This window comes from Pantoea anthophila (genome assembly GCF_006494375.1).
GTDB classification, from domain to species: Bacteria; Pseudomonadota; Gammaproteobacteria; order Enterobacterales; family Enterobacteriaceae; genus Pantoea; species Pantoea anthophila.
Map to the genome: position 1 here is coordinate 75,242 of NZ_VHIZ01000024.1, position 16,612 is coordinate 91,853.

Consider the following 16,612-nt stretch of genomic DNA (forward strand, 5'->3'; position numbering starts at 1 on the left):
ACTGATATGGCTGAACCCCGTTTTATACATCTGCGCGTCCACAGTGACTATTCGATGGTTGATGGCCTGGCGAAAACCGGGCCGCTGATCAAAAAGGCGGCTGCGCTCGGCATGCCCGCGATTGCGATCACCGACTTCACTAACCTGTGTGGCCTGGTGAAATTCTACGGCGGGGCGCACGGCGCAGGGATAAAACCGGTTATTGGTGCCGATTTTAAGGTCGCCAGCGAGCTGATGGGGGATGAACTCACGCAGCTGACCGTGCTGGCGGCGAACAATACCGGCTATCAGAACCTGACGCTGCTGATCTCCCGCGCCTATCAGCGTGGCTATGGCGTGGACGGGCCGATTATCGATCGCGACTGGCTGATGGAATTGCAGGAAGGGTTAATCCTGCTGTCAGGCGGACGCCGCGGAGATGTCGGCCGCAGCCTGCTGCGCGGTAACAGCGCGCTGGTTTCACAGTGCCTCTCTTTTTATCAGCAGCATTTCCCTGACAGATACTATCTGGAACTGATTCGCACCGGCCGTCCGGATGAAGAGAGCTACCTGCACGCGGCGGTGGAGCTGGCGATTGCCGAAGGCATTCCGGTGGTCGCGACCAACGAAGTCTGCTTTATCAATGAAGAGGATTTCGACGCGCATGAAATCCGCGTGGCCATCCATGACGGCTATACGCTGGATGACCCCAAGCGTCCGCGCAACTACAGTCCTCAGCAATATATGCGCAGCGAAGCGGAGATGTGCGAGCTCTTCTCGGACATCCCGGAAGCGCTGGAAAACAGCGTAGAGATTGCTAAGCGTTGTAACGTCACGGTCCGGCTGGGCGAATACTTCCTGCCGCAGTTCCCGACCGGTGATATGACCACGGAAGATTATCTTGTCGCGAAATCCCGCGAGGGGCTGGAAGAGCGTCTGGTGTTCCTGTTCCCGGACGAAGCTGAGCGGCTGCAGAAACGCCCGGAATATGATGAGCGTCTGGAGGTTGAACTCAATGTGATCAACCAGATGGGCTTCCCGGGCTACTTCCTGATCGTGATGGAGTTCATCCAGTGGTCCAAGGATAATGGCGTGCCGGTCGGGCCGGGTCGTGGTTCCGGTGCCGGTTCGCTGGTGGCCTATGCGCTGAAAATTACCGATATCGATCCGCTGGAGTTTGACCTGCTGTTCGAACGTTTCCTGAACCCGGAACGTGTTTCAATGCCCGACTTTGACGTCGATTTCTGCATGGAGAAGCGTGACCAGGTGATTGAACACGTCGCGGACATGTACGGGCGCGAAGCGGTTTCACAGATCATCACTTTCGGCACCATGGCGGCGAAAGCAGTTATCCGCGACGTTGGCCGCGTGCTGGGTCATCCTTATGGTTTCGTGGATCGCATTTCCAAACTGATCCCGCCCGATCCCGGCATGACGCTGGAAAAAGCCTTTATTGCTGAACCGCAGCTGCCGGCCATGTATGAGGCGGATGAAGAGGTCAAAGCGCTGATCGATATGGCGCGTAAGCTGGAAGGGGTCACGCGTAACGCCGGTAAACATGCCGGTGGTGTGGTCATCGCGCCAACGAAGATCACCGATTTTGCGCCGCTCTACTGCGATGAGCACGGTCAGTTCCCGGTGACCCAGTTCGATAAAAATGATGTGGAATATGCCGGCCTGGTGAAGTTCGACTTCCTGGGGCTGAGAACGCTGACCATCATCGACTGGGCGCTGAAGATGATCAACCCGCGCCGGGAAAAGCAGGGGCTGGAGCCGATCGACATCGCCTCTATCCCGCTGGATGACAAGAAAAGCTTCGATATGCTGCAGCGCTCGGAAACCACCGCGGTATTCCAGCTTGAATCGCGCGGCATGAAGGATCTGATCAAACGTCTGAAGCCCGACTGCTTTGAAGATATGATCGCACTGGTGGCGCTGTTCCGTCCGGGGCCGCTTCAGTCCGGCATGGTGGATAACTTCATCGACCGTAAGCATGGTCGTGAAGCGATCTCCTATCCCGATATCCAGTGGCAGCACGAGAGTCTGAAACCGGTGCTGGAGCCGACATACGGCATCATTCTCTATCAGGAACAGGTGATGCAGATCGCCCAGGTTCTCTCCGGTTACACCCTGGGTGGCGCAGATATGCTGCGTCGCGCCATGGGGAAAAAGAAACCGGAAGAGATGGCCAAGCAGCGTTCCGTTTTCCGTGACGGTGCAGAAAGCATGGGCATCGACGGCGAACTGTCGATGAAAATCTTCGATCTGGTAGAAAAATTTGCAGGCTATGGCTTTAACAAGTCACACTCTGCGGCCTATGCACTGGTCTCTTACCAGACGCTGTGGCTGAAAGCACACTATCCGGCAGAGTTTATGGCCGCGGTAATGACCGCCGATATGGATAACACCGAGAAGGTGGTAGGCCTGGTCGATGAGTGCTGGCGGATGGGACTGAAGGTGCTGCCGCCCGATATCAACTCCGGCCTCTATCCCTTCCATGTGAATGACGCAGGTGAAATTGTTTACGGTATCGGTGCGATAAAAGGGGTCGGTGAAGGCCCGATCGAAGCGATCATTGACGCCCGAAACGAAGGCGGTTACTTCCGCGAGCTGTTTGATCTCTGCGCCCGAACCGACACCAAAAAGATCAACCGTCGGGTGATGGAAAAACTGATCATGTCCGGGGCCTTCGATCGCCTGGGGCCGCATCGCGCCGCGCTGATGAGTGCGCTCGGTGACGCGTTAAAAGCGGCCGATCAGCATGCGAAGGCGGAGGCGATTGGCCAGGCAGATATGTTCGGCGTGCTGGCGGAAGAGCCGGAGCAGGTGGAGAAATCGTACGCCAGCGTCACGCGATGGCCGGAGCAGGTGCAGCTGGATGGCGAACGGGAAACCCTGGGGCTCTACCTGACCGGGCACCCGATTAATCAGTATCTGAAAGAAATTGAGCGTTACGTTGGCGGGGTGCGTCTGAAAGATATGCATCCAACCGACCGGGGGAAAATTACCGTGGCGGCCGGTCTGGTGATCGCTGCACGGGTAATGGTCACCAAACGCGGCAACCGAATTGGTATCTGTACTCTGGACGATCGTTCTGGTCGTCTTGAGGTGATGTTATTTACCGATGCGTTAGATAAATACCAGCAGCTGCTGGAGAAAGACCGAATCCTGATCGTCAGTGGACAGGTCAGCTTTGATGACTTCAGTGGTGGCCTTAAAATGACCGCTCGTGAAGTTATGGACATCGACGAAGCTCGCGAAAAATACGCGCGCGGACTTGCTATCTCGCTGACGGACAGGCAAATTGATGACCAGCTATTAAACCGACTCCGTCAGTCCCTGGAACCTCATCGATCAGGGACGATTCCGGTGCATCTCTACTATCAGAGAGCCGACGCGCGAGCGAAGCTGCGCTTTGGGGCAGCGTGGCGAATTTCGCCCAGCGATCGTTTACTTAACGATCTGCGCTCGTTGATCGGATCGGAGCAGGTGGAACTGGAGTTTGACTAGAACAGGAACATTATGAGTCTTAATTACCTGGATTTTGAACAGCCAATTGCAGAACTCGAAGCGAAGATTGATTCGCTGACTTCAATTGGTCGTCAGGATGATAAACACGTTAATCTGGATGAAGAAGTTCAGCGCCTGCGCGAGAAGAGCGTTGAGCTGACCCGTAAAATCTTCGCCGATTTAGGCGCATGGCAGATCGCTCAACTGGCGCGCCATCCTTTGCGTCCTTATACCTTTGACTACGTCCGCAACGCGTTCGACGATTTCGATGAGCTGGCGGGCGACCGTGCTTATGCGGATGACAAAGCGATTGTTGGCGGTATTGCGCGTCTGGATGGACGTCCGGTGATGATTATCGGGCACCAGAAAGGCCGTGAGACCAAAGAGAAAATTCGCCGTAACTTCGGCATGCCAGCACCGGAAGGCTATCGCAAAGCGCTGCGCCTGATGGAGATGGCTGAGCGCTTCAAAATGCCTGTCATCACCTTCATCGACACCCCAGGTGCTTATCCGGGCGTGGGCGCGGAAGAGCGCGGGCAGTCTGAAGCGATTGCGCGTAACCTGCGTGAAATGTCTGGCCTGAAAGTACCGGTCATCTGTACGGTCATCGGTGAAGGCGGTTCAGGTGGTGCACTGGCCATCGGCGTGGGCGATAAAGTGAATATGCTGCAGTACAGCACCTATTCCGTTATCTCGCCGGAAGGCTGTGCCTCTATTCTGTGGAAAAGTGCAGATAAAGCGCCGCTGGCTGCGGAAGCGATGGGCATTACCGCTCACCGTCTGAAAGAGCTGAAGCTGATTGACTCCGTAATCCCGGAGCCGCTGGGTGGCGCGCATCGCCGTCCGGTCGACATGGCGCAGTCTCTGAAGCAGCAGCTGCTGGCCGATCTGGCCGAACTCGATGGGTTAAGCACTGAAGAGTTGCTGGACCGTCGTTATCAGCGCCTGATGAGCTACGGCTACGCCTGATAAGTGCACTTCCATAAAAGCGGACTCCGGTCCGCTTTTTTTATGTCTGTACTTTCCCTCCACACGCTCACTCGCCGCTTTCAGTTTCCTCCTGGCTCCGCCTCGCTACACCTTACGGGGGTTAACGGTTATGCTTGACCGGTTCCACCACAATCAGGGAGACAGGCATTGAATATTCTGGCGATCATGGGCGCGCACGGCGTGTTTTACAAAGATGAACCGTTACGCGAACTCGACGCGGCGTTAAATCTGCAGGGCTTCCAGCTGCTTTACCCGAAAAACAGTGACGATCTGCTGAAACTGATCGAACACAACCCGCGTATCAGCGGTGTTATCTTCGACTGGGATGCGCACAACAGTCCCGAACTGTGCGGAGAGATTAATCAGCTAAACGAATACCTGCCTCTGTATGCCTTTATCAATACCCACTCGCAGATGGATATCAGCATCAATGAGATGCGTATGCCGCTGCACTTTTTTGAGTATGCGCTGAATGCCGCCGAGGATATCGCGCTCCATATCCGGCAATACACGGATGACTATCTTGACCACATCACGCCGCCGCTAACCAAAGCGCTGTTCACCTATGTGAAAGAGGGCAAGTACACCTTTTGCACGCCGGGCCATATGGCGGGCACCGCGTTTCAGAAGAGCCCGGTCGGCTGTCTGTTCTACGATTTCTTCGGGGCTAACACCCTGAAATCAGACATCTCGATTTCGGTGACCGAGCTGGGTTCACTACTTGACCACACCGGGCCGCACCTGGAAGCGGAAGAGTATATTGCGCGCACCTTCGGCGCCGAGCAGAGTTACATGGTGACCAACGGCACCTCGACCTCGAATAAAATTGTCGGGATGTATGCCGCTCCGGCGGGCAGCACCGTGCTGATCGATCGCAACTGCCACAAATCGCTGACCCATCTGCTGATGATGAGCGATCTGATCCCGATCTGGCTGAAGCCGACCCGCAATGCGCTGGGAATCCTTGGCGGCATCCCGAAGCAGGAGTTCACCCGCGACGCGATAGCGCATAAAGTGGCATCGACTGACAGAGCCACCTGGCCGGTGCATGCGGTCATTACTAACTCCACCTATGACGGGCTGCTCTACAACACCCAGTACATCAAAGAGACGCTGGCTGTGCCGTCGATTCATTTCGACTCCGCCTGGGTGCCTTACACCAATTTCCACCCGATTTACGCGGGCAAAAGCGGCATGAGCGGAGACCGCATTCCGGGCAAGGTGGTATATGAAACGCAGTCGACCCATAAACTGCTGGCGGCGTTCTCTCAGGCATCCATGATCCACATTAAAGGCGACTACGACGAGCAGACGTTTAACGAAGCCTACATGATGCACACCACCACCTCACCTAACTACGCCATCGTCTCCTCTATTGAAACCGCCGCTGCCATGCTGCGCGGCAATCCGGGTAAGCGTTTGATCAATCGATCGGTCGAACGCGCGCTTCATTTCCGCCGTGAGATCCAGCGGCTGCGTGAAGAGTCTGACAGCTGGTTCTTTGACATCTGGCAGCCGGAACAGGTTGACGAAGCGCAGTGCTGGCCGATCCAGCCGGGCGACGAAGCGTGGCATGGATTTACGCAGGCCGATCGCGATCACATGTATCTCGATCCGATCAAGGTGACAATCCTGACGCCGGGCATGAGTGAGCTGGGGGAGATGGCGGAAGAGGGGATCCCGGCGGCGCTGGTGGCGAAGTTTCTGGATGAGCGCGGCATCGTGGTGGAGAAAACCGGCCCCTATAACCTGCTGTTCCTGTTCAGTATCGGCATCGATAAAACCAAGGCGATGAGCGTGCTGCGCGGGCTGACCGAATTTAAACGCGCCTACGATCTGAATCTGCGGGTGAAAAACATGCTGCCCGATCTCTACGCAGAGGATCCCGACTTCTATCGCAACATGCGCATTCAGACCCTGGCGCAGGGGATCCATCAGCTGATCCGCCATCACGATCTGCCGCGTCTGATGCTGCAGGCATTCGACGTGCTGCCTGAAATGAAGATGACACCGCATCAGGCGTTTCAGCAGCAGGTGAAGGGCAACATCGAAACGGTGGATATCAGTGAGCTGGTCGGGCGGGTTTCGGCCAACATGATTCTGCCCTATCCGCCGGGCGTTCCCCTGGTGATGCCGGGAGAGATGATCACTGAGAAGAGTCGTGCGGTGCTCGATTTCCTGCTAATGCTGTGCAGCATTGGCCGGCACTATCCGGGGTTTGAAACCGACATTCACGGTGCCAGCCTGACGGAAGAGGGCGAATACCGTGTGCGCGTGCTGAAAAACGACCCGGCATAAATTTTTAAATTTTATCAGCGGCGGGATGCCTGATTCAGGCAACCTGCCCGAATCAGGATATTCAACATGTTGCAGTTAAACGATATTCACCACATCGCCATCATCGCCTCTGACTATCCGCGCAGCAAAGCCTTCTATTGCGATGTGCTGGGTTTTCGACTGATGGGCGAAGTTTACCGCGAAGCGCGCGACTCCTGGAAAGGCGATCTCGCGTTAGGGGATCGCTATACCATTGAGCTTTTCTCGTTTCCCGAACCCCCTGCACGGGTCAGTCACCCCGAGGCGTGCGGTCTGCGCCATCTGGCCTTTACCGTGCCGGATGTGGCCGCAGCGGTGGCGACGCTGGCTGAAAAAGGTGTGATCTGCGAGCCGATTCGCATTGATGAACTCACCGGTAAAGCCTGTACTTTCTTTGCCGACCCGGATGGTTTGCCGCTGGAGCTCTATCAGGCGTAAACTAGCGCGCTCGGCGGGCGACATTTAGTGGCCCGATATTCTGGATTCTGCGATGTCTTTGCCCGCTTTTGACTCACTGCTGCAACCGGACGCTGCCCTGGTGGTCGCGTTCAGCGGCGGACTTGACTCCACCGTGCTGCTGCATCAGCTTCGTGACTGGCAGCAGCAGCATCCTCAGTCGCGTCTGCGGGCGCTGCATGTTCACCACGGACTCAGCCCGAATGCTGACCGCTGGGCGGCCCACTGCCAGGCGATATGCGAACAGTGGCAGCTGACGTGTGACGTGCTGCACGTCACCGTTGACGGCAGTGAAAAGGGCATTGAGGCGGCGGCACGCACCGCCCGTTATCAGGCGCTGGGCGCGGCGCTGCAGCCGGACGAGCAGCTACTGACGGCGCAGCATCTCGACGATCAGTGTGAAACCTTTATGCTGGCGCTGAAGCGCGGCAGCGGTCCGGCCGGGCTGGCGGCCATGCCCGTAGTGCGCAGGCTGGGTTCCCATCGGCTGTTACGTCCTCTGCTTAATCAGTCACGACAGTCGCTTGAAGCCTATGCTCATGCCCATCAGCTGGTGTGGATCGAAGACGAGAGTAATCAGGATCTGCGCTACGACCGTAACTTTCTGCGTCAGCGGCTGCTGCCTGAACTCTCTCAGCGCTGGCCCCACTTTGCCGAGGCGACCGCCCGAAGCGCAGCCCTGTGCAGTGAGCAGGAGCAGCTGCTGGATGAACTTCTCGCCGGAGAGCTGGCTGAGCGCGTCCAGCCGGATGGCAGTCTGCACTTTCCCCCGCTGATGACGATGAGTGAGCCGCGCGCTAACGCCTTACTGCGTCGCTGGATCGCCGGGCAGGGCGGAGCGATGCCCTCCCGCGACGCGCTGCAGCGCATCCGCAATGAGGTGATGGCGAGTCGTGAGGATGCGCAGCCTCGTCTGCGATTCGGTCAGGCGGAACTGCGGCGATACCGGCAGCAGCTCTACTGGCTGCCGGTGCGCAGTTCGCTGCGCGACACGGTGCTGATGTGGCCCGATCGCTGCCAGCCGCTGACGCTGCCGCAAAGCCTCGGCACGCTGCGTGCCAGCCAGGCGCAGAGCCTGTTGCGCCATCCGCAGCCCGATGAGCAGGTCAGCGTGCGATTTCACGCGCAGGGCCAGGTGCATCTGGTGGGGCGGGAAGGGGGACGGGAGATGAAGAAGCTCTGGCAGGCACTGCATATTCCTCCATGGCAGCGCGAGCGGCTGCCGCTAATTTTTTATAATCAGACGCTGGTCTGTGTTCCGGATCTCTTTATCACCCGGGAGGGTGCGTCATGCGATGAGCAGGGCTGGCAGATTGTCTGGGACAGGGCCGCCTGCACAGGAGCTGAACAATGAAAACGTGGCTGATCGGCGCCCTGATGGCCGCTGTATTACCGGCCTGGGCCGCTGGCGATGCGCAGCGTGGCGCAGAGAAAGCGGGCAGCTGTATGGCGTGTCACGGCGCGGAAGGCAAGGCGACCGTGCCGCTTTATCCCAGTCTGGCCGGGCAGCACGCCCCGTATCTTGAACATGCGCTGCAGGCTTATAAAAAGGGCGAGCGCAGTGGCGGTCAGGCTGAGGTCATGAAGGCGTTTGTTGCGGGATTAAGTGATGACGATATGGCGGATCTGGCGGCGTATTACAGTTCGCTGCAGCCCTGAGTGTGACAGGGGCGGGGATGTCCCGCCCGGAAGGAGTGAATTACTCTGCGCTGACAACCACCGTGCCCAGCTCGGGATGGGTAAAGCTGGCGATGTGGTCGAGACGTAACTCGCGATGTTCACCAGAGAGATCGATAGCCAGATATTCCACGTTCTTACGTGAAAAAATCTCTTTCGCCTTTGCCTTCAGCTGCTCGCCATCTTTCATGTCCAGTGACAGCATCCAGTTTTTCTGACAGGCGAGTTCCAGGTTATCGTAATCATCGCAATTGATGGGGTGGTACGCTTCATTAATCAACATAGTCGCTCACCAATAAGTTAGCAGCGGCGTAGGCCGCCTGTTCCCTGACAGAAGAGTTTAGCTCACTATTTGCGGCAATATCATCAAGTGCCTTCAATGCGCAGCCAATCGCATCCGGTATGTAACCTAAATCTCCGCTACCGATTTCGGCATATTTGCGGCGAACTAACTCACAATAATTTTGCACATGATCCTCCTCGGCAGAGCGTAGATACTCTGATTAACTGGCGACTATACCATAGCCATTTACAGGAAATCAGCCTGCGTAAAGCAGGAACAGCACGTAAAACACTGCTAAAGTGACAGATTCCGCTGGCTGCCGCGCAAAGCAGGATCGCACAAAAGGTTAAGTTGATGAACAGGTTATCAGAGGTAAAGGTCATGAAGCAGGGGAGAGGAGAGCGATGATTATGCTGTCCCGTTCGGTTGAGATCCCGGACAGTGAGATTGAGCTGACGGCGATACGCGCTCAGGGAGCGGGTGGGCAACATGTCAATAAAGCCAGCACGGCTATCCATCTGCGTTTTGACATTGCCGCCTCTTCACTGCCCGCCTTCTATAAAGAGCGGCTGCTTACCGCCAGCCATCATCTGATCACTGCTGAAGGCGTCGTGGTGATCAAGGCGCAGGAGTACCGCAGTCAGGAGATGAATCGCGAAGCCGCGCTGCAACGGCTGCTCAATCTGATCCGCGAACTGAGCACGGTCGAAAAAGTGCGTCGCGCTACGCGGCCGACCCGCGCGTCAAAAGAGCGACGACTGGAAGGAAAAGCGCGCCGCAGCAGTACCAAAGCGATGCGTGGCAGAGTGCAATAAAAAACGCCCCGCAGGCGGGGCGTTTGAGTGCTTATGGCTTCAGAGGCGAGCCGCGAAGAGATCCAGCCCGCGCTGAGAACTTACTTATTCAGCGCCTTCAGCAGGAAATCGACGATCTCATCCTGCTTAATCATCTGCTTCTCACCGGCACGACGTGATTTGTACTCAATCTCCTGATTATCGAGATTGCGATCGCCAATGACGATGGTGTGTGGCACACCGATCAGTTCCATATCAGCGAACATCACGCCCGGACGTTCTTTACGGTCATCCAGAATCACGTCGACGCCTTTCGCGCGCAGTGTGGCATACAGCTCTTCCGCCAGCTCTTTCACCCGGAAGGATTTCTGCATATTCATGGGCAGAATCGCGACCTCAAACGGAGCCAGTGCAGCCGGCCAGATGATGCCGCGCTCGTCATGGTTCTGCTCGATCGCCGCGGCGACAACACGGGTGATGCCGATGCCGTAGCAGCCCATGCTCATTATCTGGTTGCGGCCATCTTCGCCCTGAACAGAGGCTTTCAGCGCGTCCGAATATTTCGTGCCGAGCTGGAAAATGTGACCCACTTCGATGCCGCGCTTAATCTGCAGCGTGCCTTTGCCATCCGGGCTCAGATCGCCTTCAACCACGTTACGGATATCCGCAACGCTGGCCAGCGGCAGATCGCGCTCCCAGTTAATGCCGAAGTAGTGCTTACCATCGACGTTAGCACCGGCGCTGAAGTCACTCATCTTCGCGACGGTACGGTCTGCGATGATCGGCATCTGCAGGCCGACCGGCCCGATTGAACCCGGACCTGCACCCACTGCCGCGCGAATCTCTTCTTCAGTCGCGAAGACCAGCGGTGATGCCACGATAGCTGACTTTTCTGCTTTGATTTCGTTCAGCTGATGATCGCCACGAACCAGCAGGGCAACCAGCGCATGACCGCTCTCTTCCGCGCCTTTAACAATCAGCGTTTTCACGGTTTTCTCAACCGGCACATCAAATTGCTCAACCAGCTCCGCGATGGTTTTTGCGTCTGGCGTCTCAACCAGCTGCATCGCCTGCGACGGCGCAGCGCGTTCACCGGCCGGTGCGACGGCTTCGGCCAGCTCGATGTTGGCGGCGTAATCAGAATCGGTTGAGAAGATCACATCGTCTTCACCGCTCTGGGCCAGCACCTGGAACTCGTGTGATGCACTGCCACCAATAGAGCCGGTGTCGGCCTGTACGGCACGGAAATCCAGGCCCATACGGCTGAAGATCTGGCTGTAGGCGCGATACATCGCATCATAGGTTTCCTGCAGCGATTCCTGCGACACGTGGAAAGAGTAGGCATCTTTCATGGTGAATTCGCGCGAACGCATCACGCCAAAGCGCGGACGCACTTCGTCACGGAATTTGGTCTGGATCTGATAGAGGTTCAGTGGCAGCTGCTTATAAGAGCTCAGCTCATTACGGATCAGGTCGGTGACCACCTCTTCATGCGTCGGACCCAGCACAAACGGACGTTCGTGGCGGTCGGCAATACGTAACAGCTCCGGGCCATACTCCTCCCAGCGACCGCTCTCCTGCCACAGGTCGGCAGGCTGCACGACCGGCATTAAAATCTCAACCGCACCCGCGTTGTTCATCTCTTCGCGCACGATGTTTTCGACTTTTTTCAGCACGCGAACCCCGGTCGGCAACCAGGTGTACAAGCCAGAAGCCAGTTTGCGGATCATACCGGCGCGCAGCATCAGTTGGTGGCTGATCACTTCGGCGTCGGAAGGCGTCTCTTTCTGAGTAGAGAGCAGATATTGAGTAGTACGCATTGATTACGGTTCCAGTTGATCGGAAAGTCACAGACAGAAATTTGCTGGCGGCTAGTGTACCAGTGAGATCACTGGCTCAAAAGCGGGTTTTAACGCGGGTCGATAGCGATCACTTCTGTCCCGGCATCGTCAATGCGCCAGCGTACATTAAAATCCATCAGCCAGGCCGCATATTCCCGCTCCTCTGCCTGGCCCTGACGGTAAGCGGGACGGGGATCCTGCGCCAGCACGTCACGGATAAAACGCGCCAGATGGGGATAGCGGGCATGCTGTTGCAGCTGCGCCTGCGCCAGCACGGAAAAGCGCACCGGCATTGTGGCCGCCGGTGCTGCCTGGGCAAATCCCGCCCGGGCTTCGGGCAGCGCTTCGGCAAAAGGCAGATAGGGTTTGATATCCACGATGGGGGTGCCATCGACCAGATCCAGACTGCCAAGCTGCAGGATCACCTGCTGCTTCTCAAGCCTGATCTCTTTCAGCTCGACCAGCGACATGCCAATCGGGTTGGGACGAAACGTTGAACGGGTTGCAAAGACACCCATGCGCGCATTGCCGCCCAGTCGGGGAGGGCGAACCGTGGGACGCCAGCCGCCTGCCATCGTCTGATGAAAGACAAACAGCAGCCAGAGGTGACTGAACGCTTCCAGTCCGCGAACCGCTTCCGGCTGATTGTACGGGGGCAGCAGGTGCAGTTCTCCGCCGCCATCCTGCACCAGCCCTGGCTGACGCGGCACGGCAAACTTCTCTTTCCACGGCGAGCGGATGACCCCAATCTGCGCAAAGGTGAATTCACTCATTGATTGCTGACTTTCAATGCCGAGCCCTGACACACTGCCTGACGGTAGCACCCTGGCGTACCCGTCACAATTTCACACTTGTGCAGCAGCACCGCATTGGCTTTCATCTGTGACGCCCGGATCTGCAGACGTTTACGGGCCGTGGCGATGTTAGCGGGCGAGTTCTGATTGCTGATCTGGCAATCCTCAGCAGAGACTTCACCCAGATCGCGGAACGGTTTGCTGACCAGATCGGCGGCATCCGTGTAGAGCTTAACCGGTGCGGGGCGGGCAGCGGGTTTGCGGGTCGGTTCAGTGGAGTGCTGCGGCCTGGACGGTGCGCTGGTTATCGGGTGATACTCATGAACACACCCTGTCAGCATCAATGCTAACAAGCCGAGCGGTAAAAAACGCATGGCAACATCCTCAGGTTTCCAAAAGTGGCGTTATTGAAACAAGGACAGGAATAAATAACAAGTCGGGCAGGGCAGGCTGTAACAGAAAGGGCGGCATAGCGCCGCCCCTGGTGAGAATGTCGGCTGACTTACCAGCCTTTAACTGCACCGCCGTTAAAGACTTTGTTGGCGGCTTCGTTAACTTCGTCAGACTGGTAAGCCTGAACGAACTTCTTCACGTTTTCCGCATCTTTGTTATCTTCGCGCGCGACAATCAGGTTCACATAAGGTGAATCTTTATCTTCGACGAAAATCCCATCTTTAGTCGGGGTCAGGCCGATCTGGCTGGCATAGGTGGTATTGATGACCGCCAGGGCGATCTGCTGATCGTCCAGTGAGCGGGGCAGCTGTGGCGCTTCCAGCTCAACAATTTTCAGATGCTTTGGATTCTCAGTGATATCCAGCGAGGTTGGCAGCAGGCCTGTACCCTCTTTCAGTTTAATCAGGCCGGCTTTCTGCAGCAGCAGCAGCGAACGTCCCAGGTTAGTCGGATCGTTTGGAATCGCGATCTGAGCGCCATCCTGCAACTCATCCAGCGATTTGATCTTTTTCGAGTAGCCCGCAATCGGGTAAACGAAAGAGTTGCCGACGGAAACCAGTTTGTAGCCGCGATCTTTGATCTGCTGATCCAGATAAGGTTTGTGCTGGAAGGCGTTAACGTCGATATCGCCTTTGCTCAGTGCCTCATTCGGCAGAACGTAATCGTTGAAGGTAACCAGCTCAACGTCCAGACCATACTTCTCTTTCGCGACTTTCTGCGCGGCTTCAGCAACCTGCTGTTCAGCGCCGACAATCACGCCCACTTTGATGTGGTTCGCATCTTTCTCTTTTTGATCGCATCCTGCCAGCGCAATCGCGCCAATCAGTGCACCCACAGCGGCAATTTTTTTGAATTTGAAAGACATATCCTTTCCTTAATAATGTGATATTGCTGGCTTACTTATGGGACACAGCACGTACGATGCGGTCGCCACAGAACTGAATGAGATACACCAAAACCACTAACAACACCAATACCGTATTCATCACGGTGGCGTTATATCCGATATAACCATACTGATAACCGATCTGACCCAGACCACCGGCACCGACCGCGCCGCCCATGGCAGAGTAACCTACCAGGGTAATCAGGGTGATCGTCGCGGCGTTCACCAGACCCGGCATCGCTTCCGGCAGCAGCACCTTGCGAACGATCTGCATCGGCGTGGCACCCATGGCACGTGACGCTTCAATCAGGCCGGTAGGCAGTTCCAGCAGGGCATTTTCCACCATACGGGCGATAAAGGGGGCGGCGCCAACGGTCAGCGGGACGATTGCCGCCTGCAGTCCGATGGAGGTGCCGACAATCACGCGGGTAAAAGGAATCATCCAGACCAGTAAGATAATGAACGGAATGGAGCGGAAGATATTCACCAGCGCGGAGAGCACGCGATAGAGCCCCTGATTCTGCAGAATCTGTCCCGGACGGGTGACATAAAGCAGAACGCCGACTGGCAGACCCAGTACAAAACCAAAAAAGCCGGAGACAAAGGTCATCATCAGCGTTTCCCACACGCCCCGTCCCAGCAACCACATCATCGCTTCAGACATAACCCAGCACCTCTACTTTCACATGATTCTCCTGCAGCCAGGCTATCGCCTCGCGGGTATCGCTTTCAGTGCCGTGCATTTCGGCCAGCATAATGCCGAACTTCACGCCGCCGGCGTAATCCATCTGCGCACTGATAATGTTGTTATTCACGTTATAACGCCGTGCGGCTTCGGAAAGCAGCGGGGCGTCAACCGATTTACCGGTAAATTCCAGTCGCAGCAAGGGCACGCTGTTCTCAGCGGCAGTGGCTGACAGGCGCTGCTGATAATCATCCGGGATATCCAGATGCAGGGTAGACTGAATGAACTGCTGAGCCAGCGGTGTCTTAGGATGCGAGAAGACCTCACTGACGCTATCTTTCTCAATCAGCTCACCCTGACTGATGACAGCCACCTGGTCGCAGATGCGCTTCACCACATCCATTTCATGGGTGATGAGCAGAATCGTCAGGCCCAGCCGGCGGTTAATGTCCTTCAGCAGCTCCAGAATAGAACGGGTTGTCGCCGGGTCCAGAGCGCTGGTGGCCTCATCACACAGCAGCACTTTTGGATTGCTGGCCAGCGCACGGGCAATCGCAACGCGCTGCTTCTGTCCACCCGACAGGTTCGCAGGCCAGGCATCGTGCTTATCGGCTAATCCCACCAGTTCCAGCAGTTCAGTCACGCGAGCGTTAATCTGTTCACGCGAGAGATTTCCCAGCTCCAGCGGCAGGGAGACGTTACCCGCGACGGTCCGGGAGGTCATCAGGTTGAAGTGCTGGAAGATCATGCCAATCTGACGACGGGCCTGAGTCAGCTGACGCTCGCTGAGTGCGGTCAGGTCAGCACCGTCGACCAGCACACGGCCTGATGTCGGACGTTCCAGCAGGTTAACGCACCGAATCAGCGTACTTTTACCGGCACCGGAAGCACCGATAACGCCATAAATCTGTCCGGCAGGCACGTGCAGGCTGACGTCCTTCAACGCCGAAATGGTGCGCGTACCCTGCTGGAACACTTTGGTGATATTTTCGAGTTTAATCATTAGGTTATTTATTATCGTGTTGCGTTGTCCGTGGTGTGGGAAGCCTCGTTGCTTTTATTAAGGGTAAAAGCTGGATGGATGGTAAGGCATCCAGACGTCTGAATCAATGGAAGTGATTCAATCTGACATTCTCCCTTTCACAGCAATCATGCGATACTGATCGGCAATTTTTACAGCAGGAGTTTCTACGTGGCGAATAAAGTCCCCGCTATTTTTCTTGATCGTGATGGCACCCTTAATGTCGATAATGGCTATGTCCATGAGATCGATAACTTTCAGTTTATTGACGGCACCATTGAAGCGCTGCAGCAACTGAAGGCGATGGGGTATGCGCTGGTGGTCGTGACCAATCAGTCTGGCATCGCGCGCGGTATGTTTACTGAAGACACCTTTATGCAGCTCACCGAATGGATGGACTGGTCGCTGGCCGATCGCGACGTTGATCTGGACGGCATCTATTTCTGCCCGCACCATCCCGACGCCGCCGTTGCAGAGTATCGTCAGGCGTGCGACTGCCGTAAACCTCAGCCGGGTATGCTCGTGATGGCTCAGCAAGAGCTGAATATTGATATGGCGGCTTCTTATATGGTGGGTGACAAGCTGGAGGATATGCTGGCAGGGCAGGCTGCCGGTGTCGGTACCAAAGTCCTGGTGCGTAGCGGTAAACCGGTGACCGCGGAAGGGGAAGCCGCCGCTGACTGGGTCATCGATAGCCTGGCCGCACTGCCAGCGCGCATTAAACAGGCATAAAAGGGCGCTTTTGTGCAAATTTCAGACGAACGGAAAAAAAGTCTTAATTTGCACTTGCGCTATCTGAACCGCTCCCTATAATGCGCCTCCATCGACACGGCACACCGGCAACGGGAAACGGGTTGAAGGTTCAGGAGACTGAGCCGCCGGAGAAAAACTTCTGAAAAAGAGGTTGACTCTGAAGGAGGAAAGCGT

The 16,612-nt window shown here is 56.4% G+C and carries 16 protein-coding genes; 8 read left to right on the plus strand and 8 right to left on the minus strand.

Annotated elements, in window-relative coordinates:
- The first annotated feature begins 6 nt into the window (after window positions 1-6).
- From dnaE to FJW00_RS04475, 6 genes are all read left to right on the plus strand, one after another.
- Window positions 7-3,489, plus strand: a complete 3,483-nt coding sequence (gene dnaE / locus FJW00_RS04450; protein WP_009091973.1) for a DNA polymerase III subunit alpha — start codon at window positions 7-9, stop codon at window positions 3,487-3,489.
- A gap of 12 nt (window positions 3,490-3,501) precedes the next feature.
- Complete coding sequence (gene accA, locus FJW00_RS04455; RefSeq protein ID WP_009091971.1) at window positions 3,502-4,458, plus strand: acetyl-CoA carboxylase carboxyl transferase subunit alpha; 957 nt, start codon at window positions 3,502-3,504, stop codon at window positions 4,456-4,458.
- Between the two features lie 168 nt (window positions 4,459-4,626).
- Window positions 4,627-6,777, plus strand: coding sequence for a lysine decarboxylase LdcC (locus FJW00_RS04460; protein ID WP_046101264.1), 2,151 nt, complete (start codon window positions 4,627-4,629; stop codon window positions 6,775-6,777).
- Window positions 6,778-6,843: 66 nt separating this feature from the next.
- A complete protein-coding gene (locus FJW00_RS04465; RefSeq protein WP_140923149.1) occupies window positions 6,844-7,233 on the plus strand; it encodes a VOC family protein in 390 nt (129 codons plus the stop codon).
- Window positions 7,234-7,285: 52 nt separating this feature from the next.
- Window positions 7,286-8,605 (plus strand): tRNA lysidine(34) synthetase TilS, encoded by a 1,320-nt coding sequence (tilS, locus tag FJW00_RS04470; RefSeq protein WP_140923150.1) that lies wholly within the window; start codon window positions 7,286-7,288, stop codon window positions 8,603-8,605.
- The gene (locus FJW00_RS04475; RefSeq protein ID WP_046101267.1) at window positions 8,602-8,910 is read left to right on the plus strand and encodes a c-type cytochrome; all 309 of its coding nucleotides are present in this window, start codon (window positions 8,602-8,604) and stop codon (window positions 8,908-8,910) included. The genes tilS and FJW00_RS04475 overlap by 4 nt, the downstream gene beginning before the upstream one ends.
- 40 nt (window positions 8,911-8,950) lie before the next feature.
- Here the strand turns inward: FJW00_RS04475 and rof are convergent, their stop codons facing one another.
- Complete coding sequence (gene rof / locus FJW00_RS04480) at window positions 8,951-9,211, minus strand: Rho-binding antiterminator (protein ID WP_009091965.1); 261 nt, start codon at window positions 9,209-9,211, stop codon at window positions 8,951-8,953.
- On the minus strand, window positions 9,201-9,398 hold the full coding sequence (locus FJW00_RS04485; protein WP_009091964.1) for a YaeP family protein: 198 nt from the start codon (window positions 9,396-9,398) through the stop codon (window positions 9,201-9,203). The genes rof and FJW00_RS04485 overlap by 11 nt, the downstream gene beginning before the upstream one ends.
- A gap of 217 nt (window positions 9,399-9,615) precedes the next feature.
- On the opposite strand from FJW00_RS04485, the gene arfB reads away from it, so the two are divergent.
- On the plus strand, window positions 9,616-10,026 hold the full coding sequence (gene arfB / locus FJW00_RS04490) for an alternative ribosome rescue aminoacyl-tRNA hydrolase ArfB (protein WP_009091963.1): 411 nt from the start codon (window positions 9,616-9,618) through the stop codon (window positions 10,024-10,026).
- 80 nt (window positions 10,027-10,106) lie between these two features.
- Here arfB and proS read toward each other — a convergent pair whose 3' ends face one another.
- The 6 genes from proS to metN all read right to left on the minus strand — a co-directional run bounded on the left by proS (window position 10,107) and on the right by metN (window position 15,667).
- On the minus strand, window positions 10,107-11,825 hold the full coding sequence (proS, locus tag FJW00_RS04495) for a proline--tRNA ligase (RefSeq protein WP_009091962.1): 1,719 nt from the start codon (window positions 11,823-11,825) through the stop codon (window positions 10,107-10,109).
- An 89-nt stretch (window positions 11,826-11,914) separates the two neighbouring features.
- Complete coding sequence (tsaA, locus tag FJW00_RS04500) at window positions 11,915-12,619, minus strand: tRNA (N6-threonylcarbamoyladenosine(37)-N6)-methyltransferase TrmO (protein WP_009091961.1); 705 nt, start codon at window positions 12,617-12,619, stop codon at window positions 11,915-11,917.
- Complete coding sequence (gene rcsF / locus FJW00_RS04505) at window positions 12,616-13,014, minus strand: envelope stress sensor lipoprotein RcsF (RefSeq protein ID WP_009091960.1); 399 nt, start codon at window positions 13,012-13,014, stop codon at window positions 12,616-12,618. Before rcsF ends, tsaA begins: the two co-directional genes overlap by 4 nt.
- A 128-nt stretch (window positions 13,015-13,142) precedes the next feature.
- Entirely contained in the window at window positions 13,143-13,958 is an 816-nt protein-coding gene (locus FJW00_RS04510) for a MetQ/NlpA family lipoprotein (protein WP_009091959.1), read from the minus strand.
- Window positions 13,959-13,989: 31 nt separating this feature from the next.
- Window positions 13,990-14,643 carry a methionine ABC transporter permease MetI gene (locus FJW00_RS04515; RefSeq protein ID WP_009091958.1) on the minus strand — a complete coding sequence of 218 codons (654 nt, stop codon included), beginning with the start codon at window positions 14,641-14,643 and terminating at the stop codon, window positions 13,990-13,992.
- Window positions 14,636-15,667 carry a methionine ABC transporter ATP-binding protein MetN gene (metN, locus tag FJW00_RS04520; protein ID WP_111208494.1) on the minus strand — a complete coding sequence of 344 codons (1,032 nt, stop codon included), beginning with the start codon at window positions 15,665-15,667 and terminating at the stop codon, window positions 14,636-14,638. Before metN ends, FJW00_RS04515 begins: the two co-directional genes overlap by 8 nt.
- Before the next feature lie 189 nt (window positions 15,668-15,856).
- On the opposite strand from metN, the gene gmhB reads away from it, so the two are divergent.
- Window positions 15,857-16,417 (plus strand): D-glycero-beta-D-manno-heptose 1,7-bisphosphate 7-phosphatase, encoded by a 561-nt coding sequence (gene gmhB / locus FJW00_RS04525; protein ID WP_009091953.1) that lies wholly within the window; start codon window positions 15,857-15,859, stop codon window positions 16,415-16,417.
- Window positions 16,418-16,612: the final 195 nt, after the last annotated feature.